This window comes from Streptosporangium subroseum, from assembly GCF_900188345.1.
Lineage (GTDB): Bacteria > Actinomycetota > Actinomycetes > Streptosporangiales > Streptosporangiaceae > Streptosporangium > Streptosporangium subroseum.
This window is the reverse complement of record NZ_FZOD01000080.1, coordinates 1-14,918: the sequence shown is the minus strand read 5'-3', so window position 1 is coordinate 14,918 and position 14,918 is coordinate 1. Positions and strand designations below refer to the sequence as shown.

The 14,918-nt window shown below is 70.1% G+C and carries 15 protein-coding genes and 1 pseudogene; 3 read left to right on the top strand and 13 right to left on the bottom strand.

The genetic code is table 11. The features are described from left to right. Positions 1 to 17 precede the first annotated feature (17 nt). The 4 genes from CHC08_RS42205 to CHC08_RS50990 form a co-directional block, all read right to left on the bottom strand. Positions 18 to 971, bottom strand: a complete 954-nt coding sequence (locus tag CHC08_RS42205) for a DUF58 domain-containing protein (RefSeq protein ID WP_089213011.1) — start codon at positions 969 to 971, stop codon at positions 18 to 20. Positions 972 to 977: 6 nt separating this feature from the next. Next, on the bottom strand, positions 978 to 1,967 hold the full coding sequence (locus CHC08_RS42200; protein WP_089213010.1) for an AAA family ATPase: 990 nt from the start codon (positions 1,965 to 1,967) through the stop codon (positions 978 to 980). A gap of 27 nt (positions 1,968 to 1,994) precedes the next feature. Continuing rightward, on the bottom strand, positions 1,995 to 2,810 hold the full coding sequence (locus CHC08_RS42195) for a S1C family serine protease (RefSeq protein ID WP_089213009.1): 816 nt from the start codon (positions 2,808 to 2,810) through the stop codon (positions 1,995 to 1,997). A 250-nt stretch (positions 2,811 to 3,060) separates the two neighbouring features. Then, positions 3,061 to 3,402, bottom strand: a complete 342-nt coding sequence (locus CHC08_RS50990) for a hypothetical protein (RefSeq protein ID WP_218825752.1) — start codon at positions 3,400 to 3,402, stop codon at positions 3,061 to 3,063. 98 nt (positions 3,403 to 3,500) lie between these two features. Here CHC08_RS50990 and CHC08_RS42185 point away from each other — a divergent pair, with 98 nt between their 5' ends. The 3 genes from CHC08_RS42185 (at position 3,501) to CHC08_RS42175 (ending at position 6,775) form a co-directional block, all read left to right on the top strand. Continuing rightward, positions 3,501 to 4,034, top strand: coding sequence for a (2Fe-2S)-binding protein (locus CHC08_RS42185; RefSeq protein WP_089213008.1), 534 nt, complete (start codon positions 3,501 to 3,503; stop codon positions 4,032 to 4,034). Then, positions 4,031 to 6,367: a xanthine dehydrogenase family protein molybdopterin-binding subunit gene (locus CHC08_RS42180; protein WP_089213007.1), complete on the top strand. Its 2,337-nt coding sequence runs from the start codon at positions 4,031 to 4,033 to the stop codon at positions 6,365 to 6,367. The genes CHC08_RS42185 and CHC08_RS42180 overlap by 4 nt, the downstream gene beginning before the upstream one ends. 75 nt (positions 6,368 to 6,442) lie before the next feature. Further along, complete coding sequence (locus tag CHC08_RS42175) at positions 6,443 to 6,775, top strand: transposase (RefSeq protein WP_218825751.1); 333 nt, start codon at positions 6,443 to 6,445, stop codon at positions 6,773 to 6,775. A 384-nt stretch (positions 6,776 to 7,159) separates the two neighbouring features. Here CHC08_RS42175 and CHC08_RS42170 read toward each other — a convergent pair whose 3' ends face one another. The 9 genes and pseudogenes from CHC08_RS42170 to CHC08_RS42130 all read right to left on the bottom strand — a co-directional run. After that, positions 7,160 to 8,542 (bottom strand): alkaline phosphatase family protein, encoded by a 1,383-nt coding sequence (locus CHC08_RS42170; RefSeq protein ID WP_089213006.1) that lies wholly within the window; start codon positions 8,540 to 8,542, stop codon positions 7,160 to 7,162. After that, positions 8,539 to 9,663, bottom strand: a complete 1,125-nt coding sequence (eboE, locus tag CHC08_RS42165; RefSeq protein ID WP_089213005.1) for a metabolite traffic protein EboE — start codon at positions 9,661 to 9,663, stop codon at positions 8,539 to 8,541. The genes CHC08_RS42170 and eboE overlap by 4 nt, the downstream gene beginning before the upstream one ends. Next, positions 9,663 to 10,529, bottom strand: a complete 867-nt coding sequence (locus tag CHC08_RS42160; protein WP_089213004.1) for a TatD family hydrolase — start codon at positions 10,527 to 10,529, stop codon at positions 9,663 to 9,665. Before CHC08_RS42160 ends, eboE begins: the two co-directional genes overlap by 1 nt. Continuing rightward, a complete protein-coding gene (locus CHC08_RS42155) occupies positions 10,529 to 11,155 on the bottom strand; it encodes an EboA domain-containing protein (RefSeq protein WP_218825750.1) in 627 nt (208 codons plus the stop codon). The genes CHC08_RS42160 and CHC08_RS42155 overlap by 1 nt, the downstream gene beginning before the upstream one ends. Next, positions 11,152 to 12,147 (bottom strand): sugar phosphate isomerase/epimerase family protein, encoded by a 996-nt coding sequence (locus CHC08_RS42150; protein ID WP_089213003.1) that lies wholly within the window; start codon positions 12,145 to 12,147, stop codon positions 11,152 to 11,154. The genes CHC08_RS42155 and CHC08_RS42150 overlap by 4 nt, the downstream gene beginning before the upstream one ends. Next, positions 12,144 to 12,350 (bottom strand): hypothetical protein, encoded by a 207-nt coding sequence (locus CHC08_RS42145; protein WP_143653591.1) that lies wholly within the window; start codon positions 12,348 to 12,350, stop codon positions 12,144 to 12,146. Before CHC08_RS42145 ends, CHC08_RS42150 begins: the two co-directional genes overlap by 4 nt. Positions 12,351 to 12,358: 8 nt before the next feature. After that, positions 12,359 to 13,285, bottom strand: a complete 927-nt coding sequence (locus CHC08_RS42140; protein WP_089213001.1) for an SCO3242 family prenyltransferase — start codon at positions 13,283 to 13,285, stop codon at positions 12,359 to 12,361. Then, positions 13,285 to 14,433, bottom strand: coding sequence for an inositol-3-phosphate synthase (locus tag CHC08_RS42135; protein WP_089213000.1), 1,149 nt, complete (start codon positions 14,431 to 14,433; stop codon positions 13,285 to 13,287). Before CHC08_RS42135 ends, CHC08_RS42140 begins: the two co-directional genes overlap by 1 nt. Before the next feature lie 170 nt (positions 14,434 to 14,603). Next, positions 14,604 to 14,918: pseudogene (locus CHC08_RS42130) on the bottom strand (sugar ABC transporter substrate-binding protein); the annotation flags it as partial.

Here is a 14,918-nt window from a genome sequence, read left to right as displayed (position 1 = left end):
GGCCTCGGCAAGCTCCGTCATGGCGACCGGTCCCGGGTTCGGGCGACGACCTCGACGAGCGCCTCGGCCAGGTCACGATCGGTGTCGATGCGGTGGACGGGCACCCCGGCCCGGCGCATGCCCGCCGTGAGCCGGGCGTCGCGGGCGTCGACGGCGGCGCGGAAGCGGACCCGCAACAGTGGGTCGGCGGAGTCGACGACGAGCTGCTCGCCGGTCTCGGCGTCCTCGACCACGATCAGCCCGGCTTCGGGCAGCACGTCGTCGGCCGTGTCCACGATCCGCAGGGCGACCACCTCGTGCCGCCGGGCCAGGCGCTGGAGCGAGCGCTCCCAGTCGCCGTCGCCGATGAAGTCCGACAGCACGACGATGAGTGCGCGGCGGCGCGCGAGCCGTCCGGCCGCATCGAGCATCTCCGCCAGGTCGGTGGTGGTGCCGCCGCGCGTCTTGGAGATGCGTTCCTGGCCGGTGGTGCCGCGCGCCTGGGAGGTGCGCTCCCGGCCGGTGCCGCGCGCCTGGGAGGTGCGTTCCAGCTCGGCTCCGATTCGCAGCGCGTGCCGCCGGGTGGTGCCGGGCGGCACGACGCGCGGCCTCCCGGTGTCGAACAGCAGGGCGCCGACGCGGTTGCCGCTCCGGCCGAACAGCCGGGCGAGGACAAGCGCGAGGTCGGCGAGCACGTCGTGCTTGCCGCGCCCCGGCCGGCCGGCCGCCATCGACGCCGAGCGGTCGAGGACGAGCCACACCGTCAGCTCGCGGTCCTCGGTGAACACTCGCAGGTGCGGCTCGTCCAGCCGTGCGGTCACGTTCCAGTCGATGTGCCGGGCGTCGTCGCCGTCGCCGTAGGGGCGTAACCCGGTGAAGTCGATCCCGGAGCCGCGGTGTGCGGTGCGGTGGGCGCCCTGGAGCCGGCCGTCGAGCCTGCGGACGACCTTCCACTCCAGGCGGAGCAGGAGCCTTTCGGGGGCGGTGGCCATGGCAGCTCAGCGTTTCTGCAGGACGACGTCGGGCGCCCGGACGGCCCCGAGCACCCCGGTGATGATCGTGTCGGCGTCGACGTCGTCCGCGAGGGCCTCGTAGGACAGCACGAGGCGGTGGCGCAGCACGTCGAGCGCGAGCTCGGACAGGTCGTGCGGCAGGACGTAGTCGCGGCCGCGCAGGAACGCCATCGCCCGGGCACCCGTGACGAGCGCGATGGACGCCCGCGGGCTCGCCCCGTAGGTGACATACCGTTCCAGCTCACCGAGCCCAGCCGTCGCGGGGGAACGCGTCACGGATACCAGCCGTACCGCGTAGTCGACGATCGCCGGATCGACGTACACCTGCTGAGCGCGGGCCCGCATCGCGATCAGCTCCTCGGCCGTCACCATCGGCTGCGGCGGTTCGGGCGGACGCAGCGCTCGTCGGACGATCGCCTGCTCTTCGGCCTGCGTCGGATAGTCGACGACCACCTTCATCATGAAACGGTCGACCTGCGCTTCGGGCAGCGGGTAGGTGCCCTCCGACTCGATCGGGTTCTCCGTCGCCATGACCAGGAACGGCTCGGGCACCCGGAACGTCTCACGGCCGATCGTCACCTGATGCTCCTGCATCACCTCCAGCAGGGCGCTCTGCACCTTGGCGGGGGCGCGGTTGATCTCGTCGGCCAGCAGCAGGTTCGCGAACACCGGGCCGAGCTCGGTTTTGAACTCCCCGGAGTGCTGGTGGTAGACCCGCGTGCCCACGAGGTCGGCCGGCACCAGGTCGGGGGTGAACTGGACGCGCTGGAAACTCCCGGCGATCGCGGCGGCCAGCGACCTCACCGCGAGCGTCTTGGCCAGGCCCGGCACGCCCTCGACGAGCAGATGGCCGTCGGCGATCAGCGCGACGGCCATGCGCTCCAGCAGGACGTCCTGCCCGACGATCGTGCGTTTGACCTCGAACAGCACATGTTCGAGCGGATGGGCCGACGCGGAGAAGTTGGTCGAGGTCATATGGTCTTCCTTCTCGTGACGCTTCGGTCAGATCTGGGGCCCGTCGCCCGGCGGCCCGTCGCCTTCGCCGCCGCCCAGGGCCGCGCCGATCGGCACCGCGAACGCGATGCCGGCGAACGACTCGTCGCCTCCCGGGTCGGCGATCGAGACGACGATCCCGATGACCAGGCCGCGAGCGTCCAGGAGGGGACCGCCGGAGCTGCCCGGGTTCACGGAGGCGTCGAACTGGATGAGCCCGTTCAGGTCGCCGTCTTTGGCGGTCCGGTCGGCGGTCCGGTTCAGGCCCGACACGACGCCGGTGGAGACGCTGTAGGTCAGGCCCAGTGGATTGCCGATCGCCACGACGGGCGCGCCCACGGTCGCGGCGCCGCCGAGCGTCGCCGGGACGACGATCTCCGGCAGCTTCGCGGGTTTGAGGGTCGCGACGTCGCGCTTGGGGTTCGACGACGCGACGACGGCCTTCGCCTTGGTGCCGTCGGCGAACGTCACGGTGACGTCCTCGGCGTCTCTGTTCGAAGTGCCTTTGACGACGTGGTGCGCCGTCAGGATCGTCCCGTCCTCGGCCGCGATCACCCCGGTTCCGAGTGACTTCCCGGCCTGGATGACCACCACCGACGGCCCGACCCTCTTGAAGACGTCGGGCACCGTGAGCGTCGCACTGGGCGTCGGCGTCGCGCTCGGCCTGGGCGCGGCCTCTTCGCCGTTCCCACCGCTGCTTCCCAGCCAGTACGCGAGCAGCGCCACGACGACAAGTGCGCCACCCCCGACGACAAACCGCCGGGCTCTCCCGGCCACGGCTCCCTGAGCCGCGGCCGCATCGGCCTCCTGCGGCGCGCGCTCCATTTCCCCATACTCATAAATTTCAGTTGAAAGTGCTACAAACTCTTCCTGGGAACTCCATAAGAACCGGTCCCCGCAGCCCCACGCGCGCAGCACGGAGACGAGAATGGCGGCGCCAACTGCTCTGTCTAAGTGGTCGGCTCCGGAAGTCCTTCGGGGGGTGATGTGGCATCGTCGAGTACGGCAGGCTGATGGCCGCAGTCATCGTGCTGCTGGAGGTTCGGCTCCTTCTGTTCGTGTCGCTCGATCTGGGTTAGCAGGTCGCCGGGGTGAACGTCCATCTGAATGGCCGGACGGCCAGGTAGGCCAGCGCGCCGCCGCGGTCGTATTCGTGGTTGAGGCGCATCGTGCGGGCCGTACCCGGCGCGAGCGTGGGGTGGCAGCGCGCCTGAATGCTGGTCTTCTCGTCGCTGGAGATGACGTACTCATCCTTGTCGAGGGGGACGCCGTCGAAGATACGTGCGTACAGGTCCAGGACGCGGGTGGTCTTGGTGGCGAAGTTCGGGTCGCGGATGTCGATCCGATCGAGGTCTGTCGCCTTGCCTTGCCTACCCCCACGGTCATCGTGAGATCCACGAAGGCCGACCGACGTCATCGTTTCGTAAGGTTTATGGCTCCAAAGAGTCCCTACCCTTTGCATCGTAATGACCCACTAACCGACAGGTGGGCCTAAAAGGGACATGAGGTCGCTACGTGGCATCGAGGAAAATTCTTCTAAACGGCAAGCGTGTGGCTGCTGAATATCAGGCGATCGGCTCGGGGGATTCGGAGACCTCGGAAGCCCTGCTGTACTGGCTGCGCGAGCGGTTCGGACAGCAGGGGCCCAGATTCGGGTGCGGTGTCTCCCAGTGCGGGGCCTGCACGGTGCTCCTCGACGACGTTCCCATCCGGTCGTGCACCCGCCAGTTGCACACGGTTGACGACAACGCGGAGATACGCACGCTCGATGGCCTGTCCGGTAAACGACCTCATCCTCTTCAGCGTGAGTTCGTGGAACTGCAGGCCGGCCAGTGCGCTTTCTGCGCCAACGGCATGATCATGGGGTCGCTGGGCTGGATCGAGGGCCGTATCACGGCGGGCAACCACGAGGTGCCCTCCGAGGCGGAGATCGAAGACTTCCTGTCGGGTGCGACGCCCAACGGACAAGGGAACTACATCTGCCGTTGCGGCACCCACACGCGTATCGTCGCCGCCATCCGCTCGGCCGCCAAGGAGATGGTTCGATGAGCGTGCAGACATCCCGGCGGCAGTTCCTCGTCGGCAGCGGCGCCCTTGCCATCGGCTTCACACTGGCAGGACCCGCGACGTCGGCTGCCGCAGCTGCCGCTGCCTCGAACGGCCTGGTGCGCGTGGAGGCGGTGGGGGCGCCGGCGAACACGACGCAGTCGTGGCTGGTCCTCACCAAGAAGGGGATCACGGTCTACAGCGGCAAGGTTGAGCTGGGTACGGGCGTCCAGACCGCGTTGGCCCAGATGGTCGTGGAGGAGCTGCGCCTTGGCGTGGCGGACGTCGACTGGGTCCAGGGCGACACCTTGCTCAGTGTCAGTCAGGGCGGCACGACCGGATCCAAGAGCATCCAGAATGGCGGTATCCAGCTCCAGCAGGCGGCGGCGACCGCCTTCCAGGAACTGTCGCACCGGGCTGCCGCACATTTCAAGGTCACTCCGGACCAACTGGTGGCCCAGGACGGCCGCTTCTCCCTCGCCACCCGTTCTGGTCACTCATCCGGGCACACCGTGACGTACAAGGATCTCCTCAAGAGCGGGGTCACGGTCCTCCCGCTCGACCAGACCGTACCGCTCATGGCGGCCAATAAATACGTGGTCGTCGGGACCAACGTGCCGCGGGTCGACCTTCCGGCCAAGATGGATGCGACCTTCCGGTTCCTGCACGACGTCACGGTTCCGGGAATGCTGCACGGGCGGGTCGTACGGCCCACGGGTCGCAACTCGACGCAGCCCGTCATCAGCAATCTTGACCGGGCCAAGGCGATCGAGGGCTTCGTCGACGTCGTACAGCACGACCGATTCATCGGCGTGGTGGCTACATCGGAGTGGGCGGCGTCCGTCGCGGCCTCGCCAAAGAGCGGTATATCGGTCAGCTGGACCACCGGGCCCAAGATGATCGCTCAGGCCGACCTTCCAGCGGCGGTCCGCGACCCAGCCAACCACTACCGTTCGGTAGTCGAGATCGATGACGGCGTCGCCCCGATCCTCGCGACCGCCGACCAGGTCCTGAACTCCCAGTACTTCTCACCGTTCCATATGCACGGAGGGATGGGCGCCTCCACCGCGGTCGCCGACGTTCGTCGAGCACCCGACCCGGCGACCGGCATCCAGGCGACGATCTGGTCCGGGACCCAGAACGTCACCGCGCTCGCCGGCGCGATCGCTCCGCTGCTCGGGCTCGCCCCTGCCGCGGTCCGGGTGATCTACGTGGAGGCCTCCGGCTGCTACGGCCACAACGGTGCTGACGACTGCGCCGCCGATGCCGCTGTGCTGTCCCAGGCAGTCGGCAAGCCGGTGCGCGTGCAGTGGACCCGGCAGGACGAGCACGCCTGGGAGCCGCTCGGCGGAGCGCAGGCGCACGACATGCAGGGTGCCGTCGGCCCCGACGGCATCATCGCCTGGTCGCACCTGAACTACGCGCCGACCGCGAACAGCAGGCCGGTCGACGGCACTCCGGGCACGCTGCTGGCGGGCACGCTCATGGGCAAGTTGCCCGCTCCGCTGCCGAGCAGCTCGGTGGATTCGTCGGGACGCAACGCGCCCGTGACGTACGACTTCCCGCAGCGGGTCGAGGCCCGCCTGCTCAAGAGTTTCGTGACGACCGGTCCGACGTCTGCCGCACCGGCGAGTCCGCTGACGTACTTGATCCCGCGCACGACAGCGCTCCGATCGCTCGGTGGCTTCTCCAACAGCTTCGCCAACGAGTCGTTCTTCGACGAACTGGCCCACGCTGGCGGTCATGACCCCCTGGAACTGCGGATCGCCTCGCTGCCCGATCCGCGGGCGGTCGCGGTCTGCGAGGCACTTCGTGACGTCTGGCGCACACGGCCGCCCGGTGGCGATGGCACGGGTGCCGGCGTCGCGTTCCATCAGTACGAAGTCGTCAACGCGTATGTGGCTACCTACGCCGAGGTGCGGGTCGACCCTGACACCGGCAAGGTGACCGTCACGCGGGTGGTCGTCGCTCACGACTGCGGGCTCATCGTCAATCCCGACGGTCTGCGCAACCAGATCGAAGGCAACGTTGTCCAAGGTGTCGGACGAACCCTCAAGGAGGAGGTGTTCTACACCGACGACCGCGTCACCTCGGTGGCCTGGCAGACGAGCTCCTTCAACCCCGGGCCGCAGTACGAGGTGTTGCGGTTCAACGAGGTGCCGGCCATCGAAACGATCCTCATCAACCACACGGACAAACCGCCGCTGGGTGCCGGCGAGCCGGCGATCGGCACCATCGGCGGGGCGATCGGCAACGCGATCTTCGCAGCCATCGGCAAGCGCATCCGGACTCTGCCGTTCACCCCCGATCGGGTCAAGGCGGCACTCACCGGATGACCACATATCCGTGGCATCGCGGTTACCAGGCGCGCGTGTTCGGGCATTGCTCGCCAAGACCGGATCATCCCGTTCATGGACCTGGTCGAGCGCGTCATGACGACCGAGCCGTACGCCTCAGCCAAACGGGTGTTCTGGATCGTCGACAACGGCTCCTCCCACCGCGGCAAGAAGGCTGCCGACCGCCTGGCCCAACGTTTCCCCAACGCGGTCATGGTGCACCTGCCTGTCCACGCCTCCTGGATGCATCAGATAGAGATCTTCTTTTCCATCGTGCAGCGCAAGGTCGTCACACCTAACGAATTCACCAGCCCTGACCAGGTCGAAGACCGGCTCATCGCCTTCGAGCGACGCTACAACCAGGCCGCCCGGCCATTCAGATGGACGTTCACCCCGGCGACCTGCTAACCCAGATCGAGCGACACGAACAGAAGGAGCCGAACCTCCAGCAGCACGATGACTGCGGCCATCGGCCTGCTGTACTCGACGATGCCACATCACCCCCCGAAGGACTTCCGGAGCCGACCGCTAAGCTTCGCTTTTAACCCGGTGACGGGTGATTCTCGACGTGGAACGGCCACCACGCGATGCTCCGAGTACGACCAGGTGCCCGGAGATGTGTGGTGGCCGTCGTTTCGAGTGCGCTCCTACCGAACCCATCTCGCCAAGGGCCGGCCGGTTCGGCGACGTTCCGGCAGGAGCCGACGGGCTGCTTCACCCGTCGCCCGGATGCGTTGTCCGAACTCACCGATGCCGGGCCGGCGGCCTCATCGGAAGAAGTCCGTACGGAACCTATGTATTCGTCGTGGCCAGCCCGAGCAGCAACTCCTTGACCTCGACGGCCTCGACATGTTCCCTGGCCGGAGCAGGGTCGGAGCAGAGCAGCACCGGGGCGTCGCGCGGATCGTCCGGCAGCCGCCCGTGCGAGCCCCGTACGGCCTGCGCCCCGGCGTCGAGCCCGACCACGGTCATCATGTAGCGCATGCCGAGCTTCTTGCGCAGCAGCGCCACCCCGGCCCTGCGCTTGGCCGCGCCCGGCCCGGAGGGGTCGAAGAAGAGCTCCGCCGGGTCGTAGCCGGGCTTGCGGTGGATGTCGACCAGGCGGGCGAAGTCGGGCGCGCGGGCGTCGTCGAGCCAGTAGTAGTAGGTGAACCAGGCGTCGGGGTCGGCGACCAGGACCAGTTCCCCCGAGCGCGGGTGGTCCAGCCCGAACCGGGCCTTGCCCTCGTCGTCGAGCACCTCCGCCACCCCCGGCAGGGTGGCGCAGAGCTTGGCGACGGCCGGCACGTCGGCCGGGTCACGCACGTAGACGTGGGCCACCTGGTGGTCGGCGACGGCGAACGCCCGCGACGTCCACGGGTCCAGATACTCCATGCCCGCCTGGGTGTAGACCTCCAGCAGACCCTCGGACCGCAGGAGCCGGTTGATGGCGACCGGACGCGAGACATCCGTGATCCCGTACTCCGACAGCGCCACGACCGTGGTCCCGCGCGCCGCGGCCGCGTCCAGCAGCGGCGTCAGCACCCGGTCCAGCTCCACGGCGGCCGCGGCCGCCTGGGGAGCGGAGGGCCCGTATCGCTGCAGGTCGTAGTCGAGGTGTGGCACGTAGGCGAGGGTCAGGTCGGGATCGTGCTCCGCCATGATCTGCTCGGTGGCCCGGCAGATCCACTCCGACGAGGCGATCCCCGCCAGCGCCCCCCAGTAGTTGAAGAGCGGGAACTCACCCAGCCGGGTGGTGAGCGCGTCGTGCAGCTCCGGAGGGGCGGTGTAGCAGTCGGGGTCCTTACGCCCGTCGGCGTGGTAGATCGGCCGGGGGGTGACGGTCCAGTCGACGTCGGCGCCCATGGCGTACCACCAGCACACGTTGGCCACCGTGTAGCCGGGACGGGCCCGCCGGGCGGCGTCCCAGAGCTTGTCCCCGCCGACCAGCGCGTTGTGCTGGCGCCACAGCAGCACCTCGCCCACATCGCGGAAGTACCAGCCGTTGCCCACGATGCCGTGCTCGGTGGGGAGCTCGCCGGTGAGGAAGGTCGACTGGACCGAGCAGGTCACCGCGGGCAGCACCGTACCGAGCGACGCCTGGAAGCCGCCGTCGGCGACAGCGCGCAGCCGGGGCATGTGCTCCAAAATTCGTGGGGTCAACCCCACCACGTCGAGGACCAGGAGTGATGTCATGCGTTCATCCCTTTAAGCAGTTCGTCGTGTGCGAAGGCCATTTCGGCGGCGATGCCGTCGGCGAGCTGGCCGGCGTTCTGGGGGCGTTGCTCGGGCGGCAGCACGCCCCAGGTGTAGGTCTCGACGTCGAAGTGGTCGCACACGGCGTCGGGGCCGCCGACCAGCTCGCCGATCGCCGCGCGCAGCAGTGGCGTGGTGGTGACCAGCGGCGCGGACGGGCGGGAGTGCAGCGGCACGTGGTAGTGCACCCGCCAGGGGCCGGGCAACTCGGTCTCGAATGCCTCGTCGAGGTCGTCGACGGAGCCCCCTGCGGGGTTGCGCGTCTGATGGAGGAACCGCGGCTCGACGTACTCGCGCAGCGCCTCGGGCTCGCCGGCCTCCATCGCGGCCGACAGCTGGACCTTCATGACGGAGATGCCCGCCTCCCTCAGCGCGCGCAGCGCGTCGGCCGGCTGCTCCCAGGCGCACGCGAGGTGCGCGAGGTCCAGGCAGACGCCGAGCCGGTCGGTGTCCACGCCGGAGAGCATCGCGACGGCCTGGGCGGTGGTCTCGATCACGCACCCGGGCTCCGGCTCGAACGCCACCTGGATGATCCTCCCGGTCCGGGTCTCGATGTCGGCGAGTCCGGCGGCGAGCAGGTCCAGCATCTGCATGGAGGTGGCGGCGCGGGCGTCGTCCCAGGGGTGCCGCCACGCCAGCGGCAGCGTGGAGACCGACCCCCGGGCCGCGTCGTCCGGGAGCAGGTCGGCCAGGACCCGCGCCAGGTCGAGGGTGTAGCGCAGGCGCTCGGGGGTGGTCCAGTCGGGGTGGTAGACCGCCTGCTTGACCACGGGGTTCTGGAAGGAACGGTAGGGGAAGCCGTTGAGCGTCACCACCTCCAGGCCGCGCACGTCCAGCTCGCGGCGGAAGCCCTTACGGGCCTCGGCGTCGATGGCGAGCGCCGCCGCGACCGGCGCGGCCAGCCAGAGCCCGAGCCCGAGCACGTCGCTGCCGAGGCGCTCGCGGATCGGCAGGGCGTACTCGTCGAGCTGCCCGACGATGCCCTCCAGGTTCTCGGCCGGGTGCACGTTGGTGCAGTAGCTCAGGTGCAGGAGGCGTCCCGCCGGATGGAGCAGGCGCATCAGCCGCCTCCGCGCAGGATCGAGCTGCCCTCGAAGGTGGGCTCGGCGCCGCGGGCACCGGCGTCGTCGAGGTCGGACAGGTCGAGCCGTCCCGACTGGCTGTAGAACTCCACCGGGTTGCGCCACAGCACCCGGTCGACGTCGTCCTCGGTGTAGCCGGCGGCGAGCATCGCCTCGGCGGTCTCCTTGGTCAGCAGCGGGTCCGAGACGCCCCAGTCGGCGGCCGAGTTGATCAGCATCCGCTCCAGCCCGTGGGTCTTCAGGATCTCCACCATGCGGGGCGGCGACATCTTGGTGTCGGGGTAGATGGAGAAGCCCATCCAGCAGCCGGAGTCGCGTACGAGGTCCACGGTGACCTCGTTGAGGTGGTCGATCGCGACGTGGCCGGGCGCGATGCCCGACTCCTTGACGACGTCGAGGCTGCGCTGCGTGCCGCGGGCCTTGTCCCGGTGCGGGGTGTGCACCAGGGCGGGCAGGCCGTGCTCGACGGCCATCGCGAGCTGCGCGGAGAACGCCTCGTCCTCCTCGGGGATCATCGAGTCGTAGCCGATCTCGCCGACCGCGACGACGCCGTCCTTGTCGAGGTAGCGCGGCAGCAGGTCGAGCACCGGCAGGCAGCGCCGGTCGCCCGCCTCCTTGGGGTTCAGCGCGATCGTGGCGTGGTGGCGGATGCCGAACTTCGCGGCCCGGTACGGCTCCCAGCCGATCAGCGAGTCGAAGTAGTCGGCGAAGGAACCGGGGTTGGTGCGGGGCTGGCCCAGCCAGAAGGCCGGTTCGACGATGGCGCGCACTCCGGCCGCCGCCATCCTCGCGTAGTCATCGGTGGTGCGCGAGGTCATGTGGATGTGGGGGTCGAATATGCGCATCATGCGTCCTTCTTCTCGCCGGTGAGCGTGGTGAGCAGTGCGACGGCGTCGTCGGGGATCGAGCGTCCGGCCGCGGCGCGCTCTTCGGCCAGCGCGGCCAGCATCGTGGCCAGCTCGGCGTCGGCTCGCTCGGCCAGCCCGTCCACCGTCGCCAGCGACACGTCCATGAACACGCACTTGAGCACCGCCTGCCGCCACATCGCCTGGTCGAGGTGGCCGGCGTACGGCCCGAGCGCGGCGGTCACCAGGCGGGCGTCGTTGCTGCGGATCGCGTCGTGCAGCAGGGGTACGGCCGCCGCGCCCACCGGCAGCGCCGGCAGGGCCTTGAGCACCGCGCGTTTCTCGTTCGCGTCGCCGTACCGATAGAGGGCGGCGGCCTCGTCCGCGACCCGGTCCGGTGGCAGTGCGGCCAGCAGCAGCGCCCTGGCGGCCTCGTCCGCCGTCCAGTCGGGCGCGTCCGCCAGCGGGGCCCGTCCAACGGTGCGCCCCGCGGCGGCGAAGGACCTCCCGACGGTCTCCGGCCGTTCCACGATCCGCGCGAGCGCGTCGGCCAGCCATTCCCGGGCCCGTACGTCATGCCCGGGTTCGGCCGCCAGTGCGGCCCGCAGTCGCTCCGATTCCGTCACGGTCGCCTCCCTTCCACGGTTTCCCTCACGTCTACGGTTTCCCTCTCGGCCGCGGCTTCCCTCTCCTCCACGGTTCCGATCTCGGTCACGGTTTCCTTCTCGGTGGCTTCCCTCTCGCCCGCGGTCCCGCGCCCGGCCGCGGCTTCCCGTTCGGCCTCGCGCAGGAAGTCGATCGAGCGGGCGGCCACGGAGGGGGCGGCGTGGGAGTGGCGGGGCAGCTCGACCGCGACCAGCCCGCGGTACCCGGCGTCACCGAGCGCGCGGAGCACCGGCGGGAAGTCGATCTCCCCTTCCCCGAACTCCAGGTGCTCGTGCACGCCCCGGCGCATGTCGTCGATCTGCACGTTGACCACGTGGTCCGCCACGGCCGTCACGCAGGAGGGCACCGGATCCGGCTCAAGGCAGCGGCAGTGGCCGATGTCGAGTGTCAGGCCGAAGGCGGCCGGTGCGCCGAGCGCCTCCCGCAGCCGCCGCCATCCGGCGATCGACTCGACGAGCATTCCCGGCTCGGGCTCGAACCCGAGCGGTACCCCCGCGGCCTCGGCGGGGGCGACAAGCTGGGCGCAGCCGTCCACCAGGCGCTCCCAGGCGACGTCCTCGCCCACCCCATCCGGACGCACGCCCGCCCAGAAGGACACCGCCTCGGCGCCCAGGTCCTCGCCTATCGCGATCGCCCGGCGCAGGAAGTCCAGCCGGGTTTCCCGCTCGTCGTGCAACAGCGTGGGGGCGTGCTTGTGCCAGGGGTCCAGCAGGTAGCGCGCGCCGGTCTCGATGACCACCCCGAGCCCGAGATCGCGCAGCCGGTCGGCCAGCTCCGCCGTCCGCCGTGCCAGCCCGGGGGCGTAGGGGTCCAGGTGGTCGTGGTCGAGGGTCAGGGCCACGCCGGTGTAACCGAGGCCCGCGATGATCTCGCAGGCGTCGGTCAGCCGGTGGTTGGCGAACCCGTTGGTCCCGTAGCCGAATCTGAGGGCGCCGCCCGCCGCGGCGCTCATATCAGCACCGTGCCGGGGTTCACGCCGATGTCCGTTCCGGTGTCAGGGATGGCAGTCATGCCGGGACGCATGCCAGAACTCATGGTGGTGTTCCTGTCGGGCTCCGTGATGACACTCGTGCCGGTGCCGGGGATGACGGTCATGCCGATGCTCGTTCCGGTCTCCGTGATGACACGCGTGCCGGTGCGCTTACCAGAACTCATGCCGGTGCTCATGTCGGGGAGATTTTCCTGGCGAGCCGGCGGCCGAGCGGGGCGGCCAGCGCCACGGCCAGTCCCGCGGGGACCGCGCCGGCGTGAACCGTGAGCGCACCCTGCAGCGCGGGCAGCACGGTGATGCCGGTTCCCACGGCCTCGCGGATCCGGGGCGCGGAAGGCTCGTCGACGGCGCGGGCCTGGGCCGCGCCGAACCGCGCGAGATACCAGGAGGCGAGCGTCGCCTGAACGGCCGCCCCCGGCCCCGCGCCACGTCTGCTCCCCGCCACGGTGACCCCCGCGGCCAGCGCCGCCGTACCCGCCATGGTGGTGGCGGGTACGCGGCGGTCCGCGCCCGAGACCTCCCTGCGCGACAGCTCGGTGATCATGTAGGTGTGGGCGGCGACCGCGAGGGCCGAGGGCAGCGCGTCGGCGAACGTCCGGGACGGCGAGCCCGCCCCTGCCGTTCCCGGCGGCGCGCCCGTACGGCCTCCGCCGAGGCCCGGGCTCGCACCGAGCAGCACGTCCAGGGCGCGGCAGGCGGCCATCACCGCCGGACCCGCGGACGTGTTCTTCGCGCGCAGGTCGTATGCCCACACGGCCGCCGCGAGCGGTGCGGCGACGGCGAGGCCCCGGCGACCGGCGGCGAGCCCGGCGGCCGCGAGACCCGCGCCGGTGAGGCCCAGAGCCGTGGCCAGCGCCAGGTTCGCCGAGATCCGCCCTGACGGTATCGGCCGCTCCGGGCGTTCCACCTTGTCCAGGCGGCGGTCGGCCCAGTCGTTGGCCGCCATTCCCGCCCAGTAGAGGCAGACCGAGGCGCACGCCAGGGCCGGGGTCCGGCGGCCGAGCGCCCCGGCGGCGGCTCCGCCCGCCACGACGTCGCCCGGTACGGAGAGCGCCGCGGGTGCGCGTACCAGATCCATGAAGTCGCGCAACGACGCCATCAGACCTGGTCTCCCGCGCCGAGCCCGGCGACGAAGCCGCGTAGCACCCGCCACTGCTCGGCCAGAGCGTGCGGCTCGGACCCGAACGGATCCTTGAAGAAGAAGGCGAGTTCGGAGAGCGGGCCGGAGCGCCCGGCCCGGTGCGCCGCCGCGGTGAGCCGCGCCAGGTCCAGGACCAAGGGCGCGGCGAGGGCGGAGTCGCAGCCGTGCCAGGTGAACTCCATGCGCATCGGCACCCCGAGGAAGCCCTCGAAGGTCACGAGATCCCAGGCGGTCTTGAAGTCGCCGATGTCCTCGAGATAGTCGATGCGCGTGGTGCCCTGGGGGACGTAGCCGAGTGTCTCGGCCAGCACCCGCTGCTTGCTGGCGGTCTTCGCCGCGTTGGCGGCCGGCTCGGCGAGGTTGGCGCCGTCGCCTCCGCCCAGGAGGTTGATCCCGGACCACGTTCGCACGCGCAGGTTACGCATGGCGAACATCGGCGCGAGCACCGACTTGACGAGCGTCTCGCCGGTCTTGCCGTCGTGCCCGCTGTACGGCAGGCGCTGCCGCCTGGCGAGCTGGTCCAGGGCGGGCAGTCGCGCGCCCGTAGAGGGGGTGAAGTCCACGTACGGGCAGCCCGCGCGGAAAGCCGCGTACGCGAAGAGCGAGCTCGGGGGCAGCAGGGTCCGCGAGGTCGCCAGCTCGGCCTCCAGCGCCCCCAGGTCGGCGTGGGCCGGGTGCGGTTCGGGCACGGCCTCGGTGGTCGAGACATTGATCACGACGACCCTGTCCAGGTCGTTCCGCCGCTGGAAGTCGATCAGGTCGGCACCGATGAGGTCGGCCGTGGCGGCCTGGTTTCCGGCTTCGGGCACCGGCCGTAGTTCCTTCTCGACCGCCGACAGCTCATCGGAGAGGGCCCTGACCAACCAGCCCGGGACGATGCCCGCGGCGGCCAGCGTGTCGGCCTTCTTCGCCAGCGGGTTCGAGGAGATGTCGTGCCCGCCGAAGACGAGGTCTCCGAGGCCGGGTATCTCGGGGCTGTGTAGTTCGGGTAACTCGGTGACGCAACCGGTCGGATCGGTGAGACCCGCCCGCAGTGCGAGCGCTCCGATCACGCTGGTGGCGGCGACCGACCCCCGCGCTCCTATCAGCCACACTCCCGTACGCATCGGGCCTCCTGCTCAAACAGACGTTTCCTGGGATGTCGGGTCTTGGGAAATGACGGGCGGCGGCTCACCTGACAGGCCGCCGCCCGGGGTCGGCGGGCGGGACTAGTCGGCGGAGAGGGCGGGCGACATGATCGCCTTGCCCTTCGCCATACCCACCTGAAGGACCGCTGTCACGACTCGAATCCGAGCGGCAGGTACTTGTCGACGTTGTCCTTGGTGATGGTCTCCGAGGCCAGCGTGATCGACTGAGGCACCTGGTTCTCCACCAGATCACTCATGCCCTTGCCCTGCGCGATCAGCCGAGCAAGCTTGATCGCCGAAGAGGCCATGGTCGGGCTGTAGGTGACAGTGGCCTCCAGCACGCTGTTACCCGCCTGGATGTCGCGCATCGCGTTGGCCGAACCCGCGCCGCCGACCATGAAGAACTCGCTGCGGTTGGCCTCCTTGATCGCGGCCAGCACGCCGATGCCCTGGTCGTCGTCGTG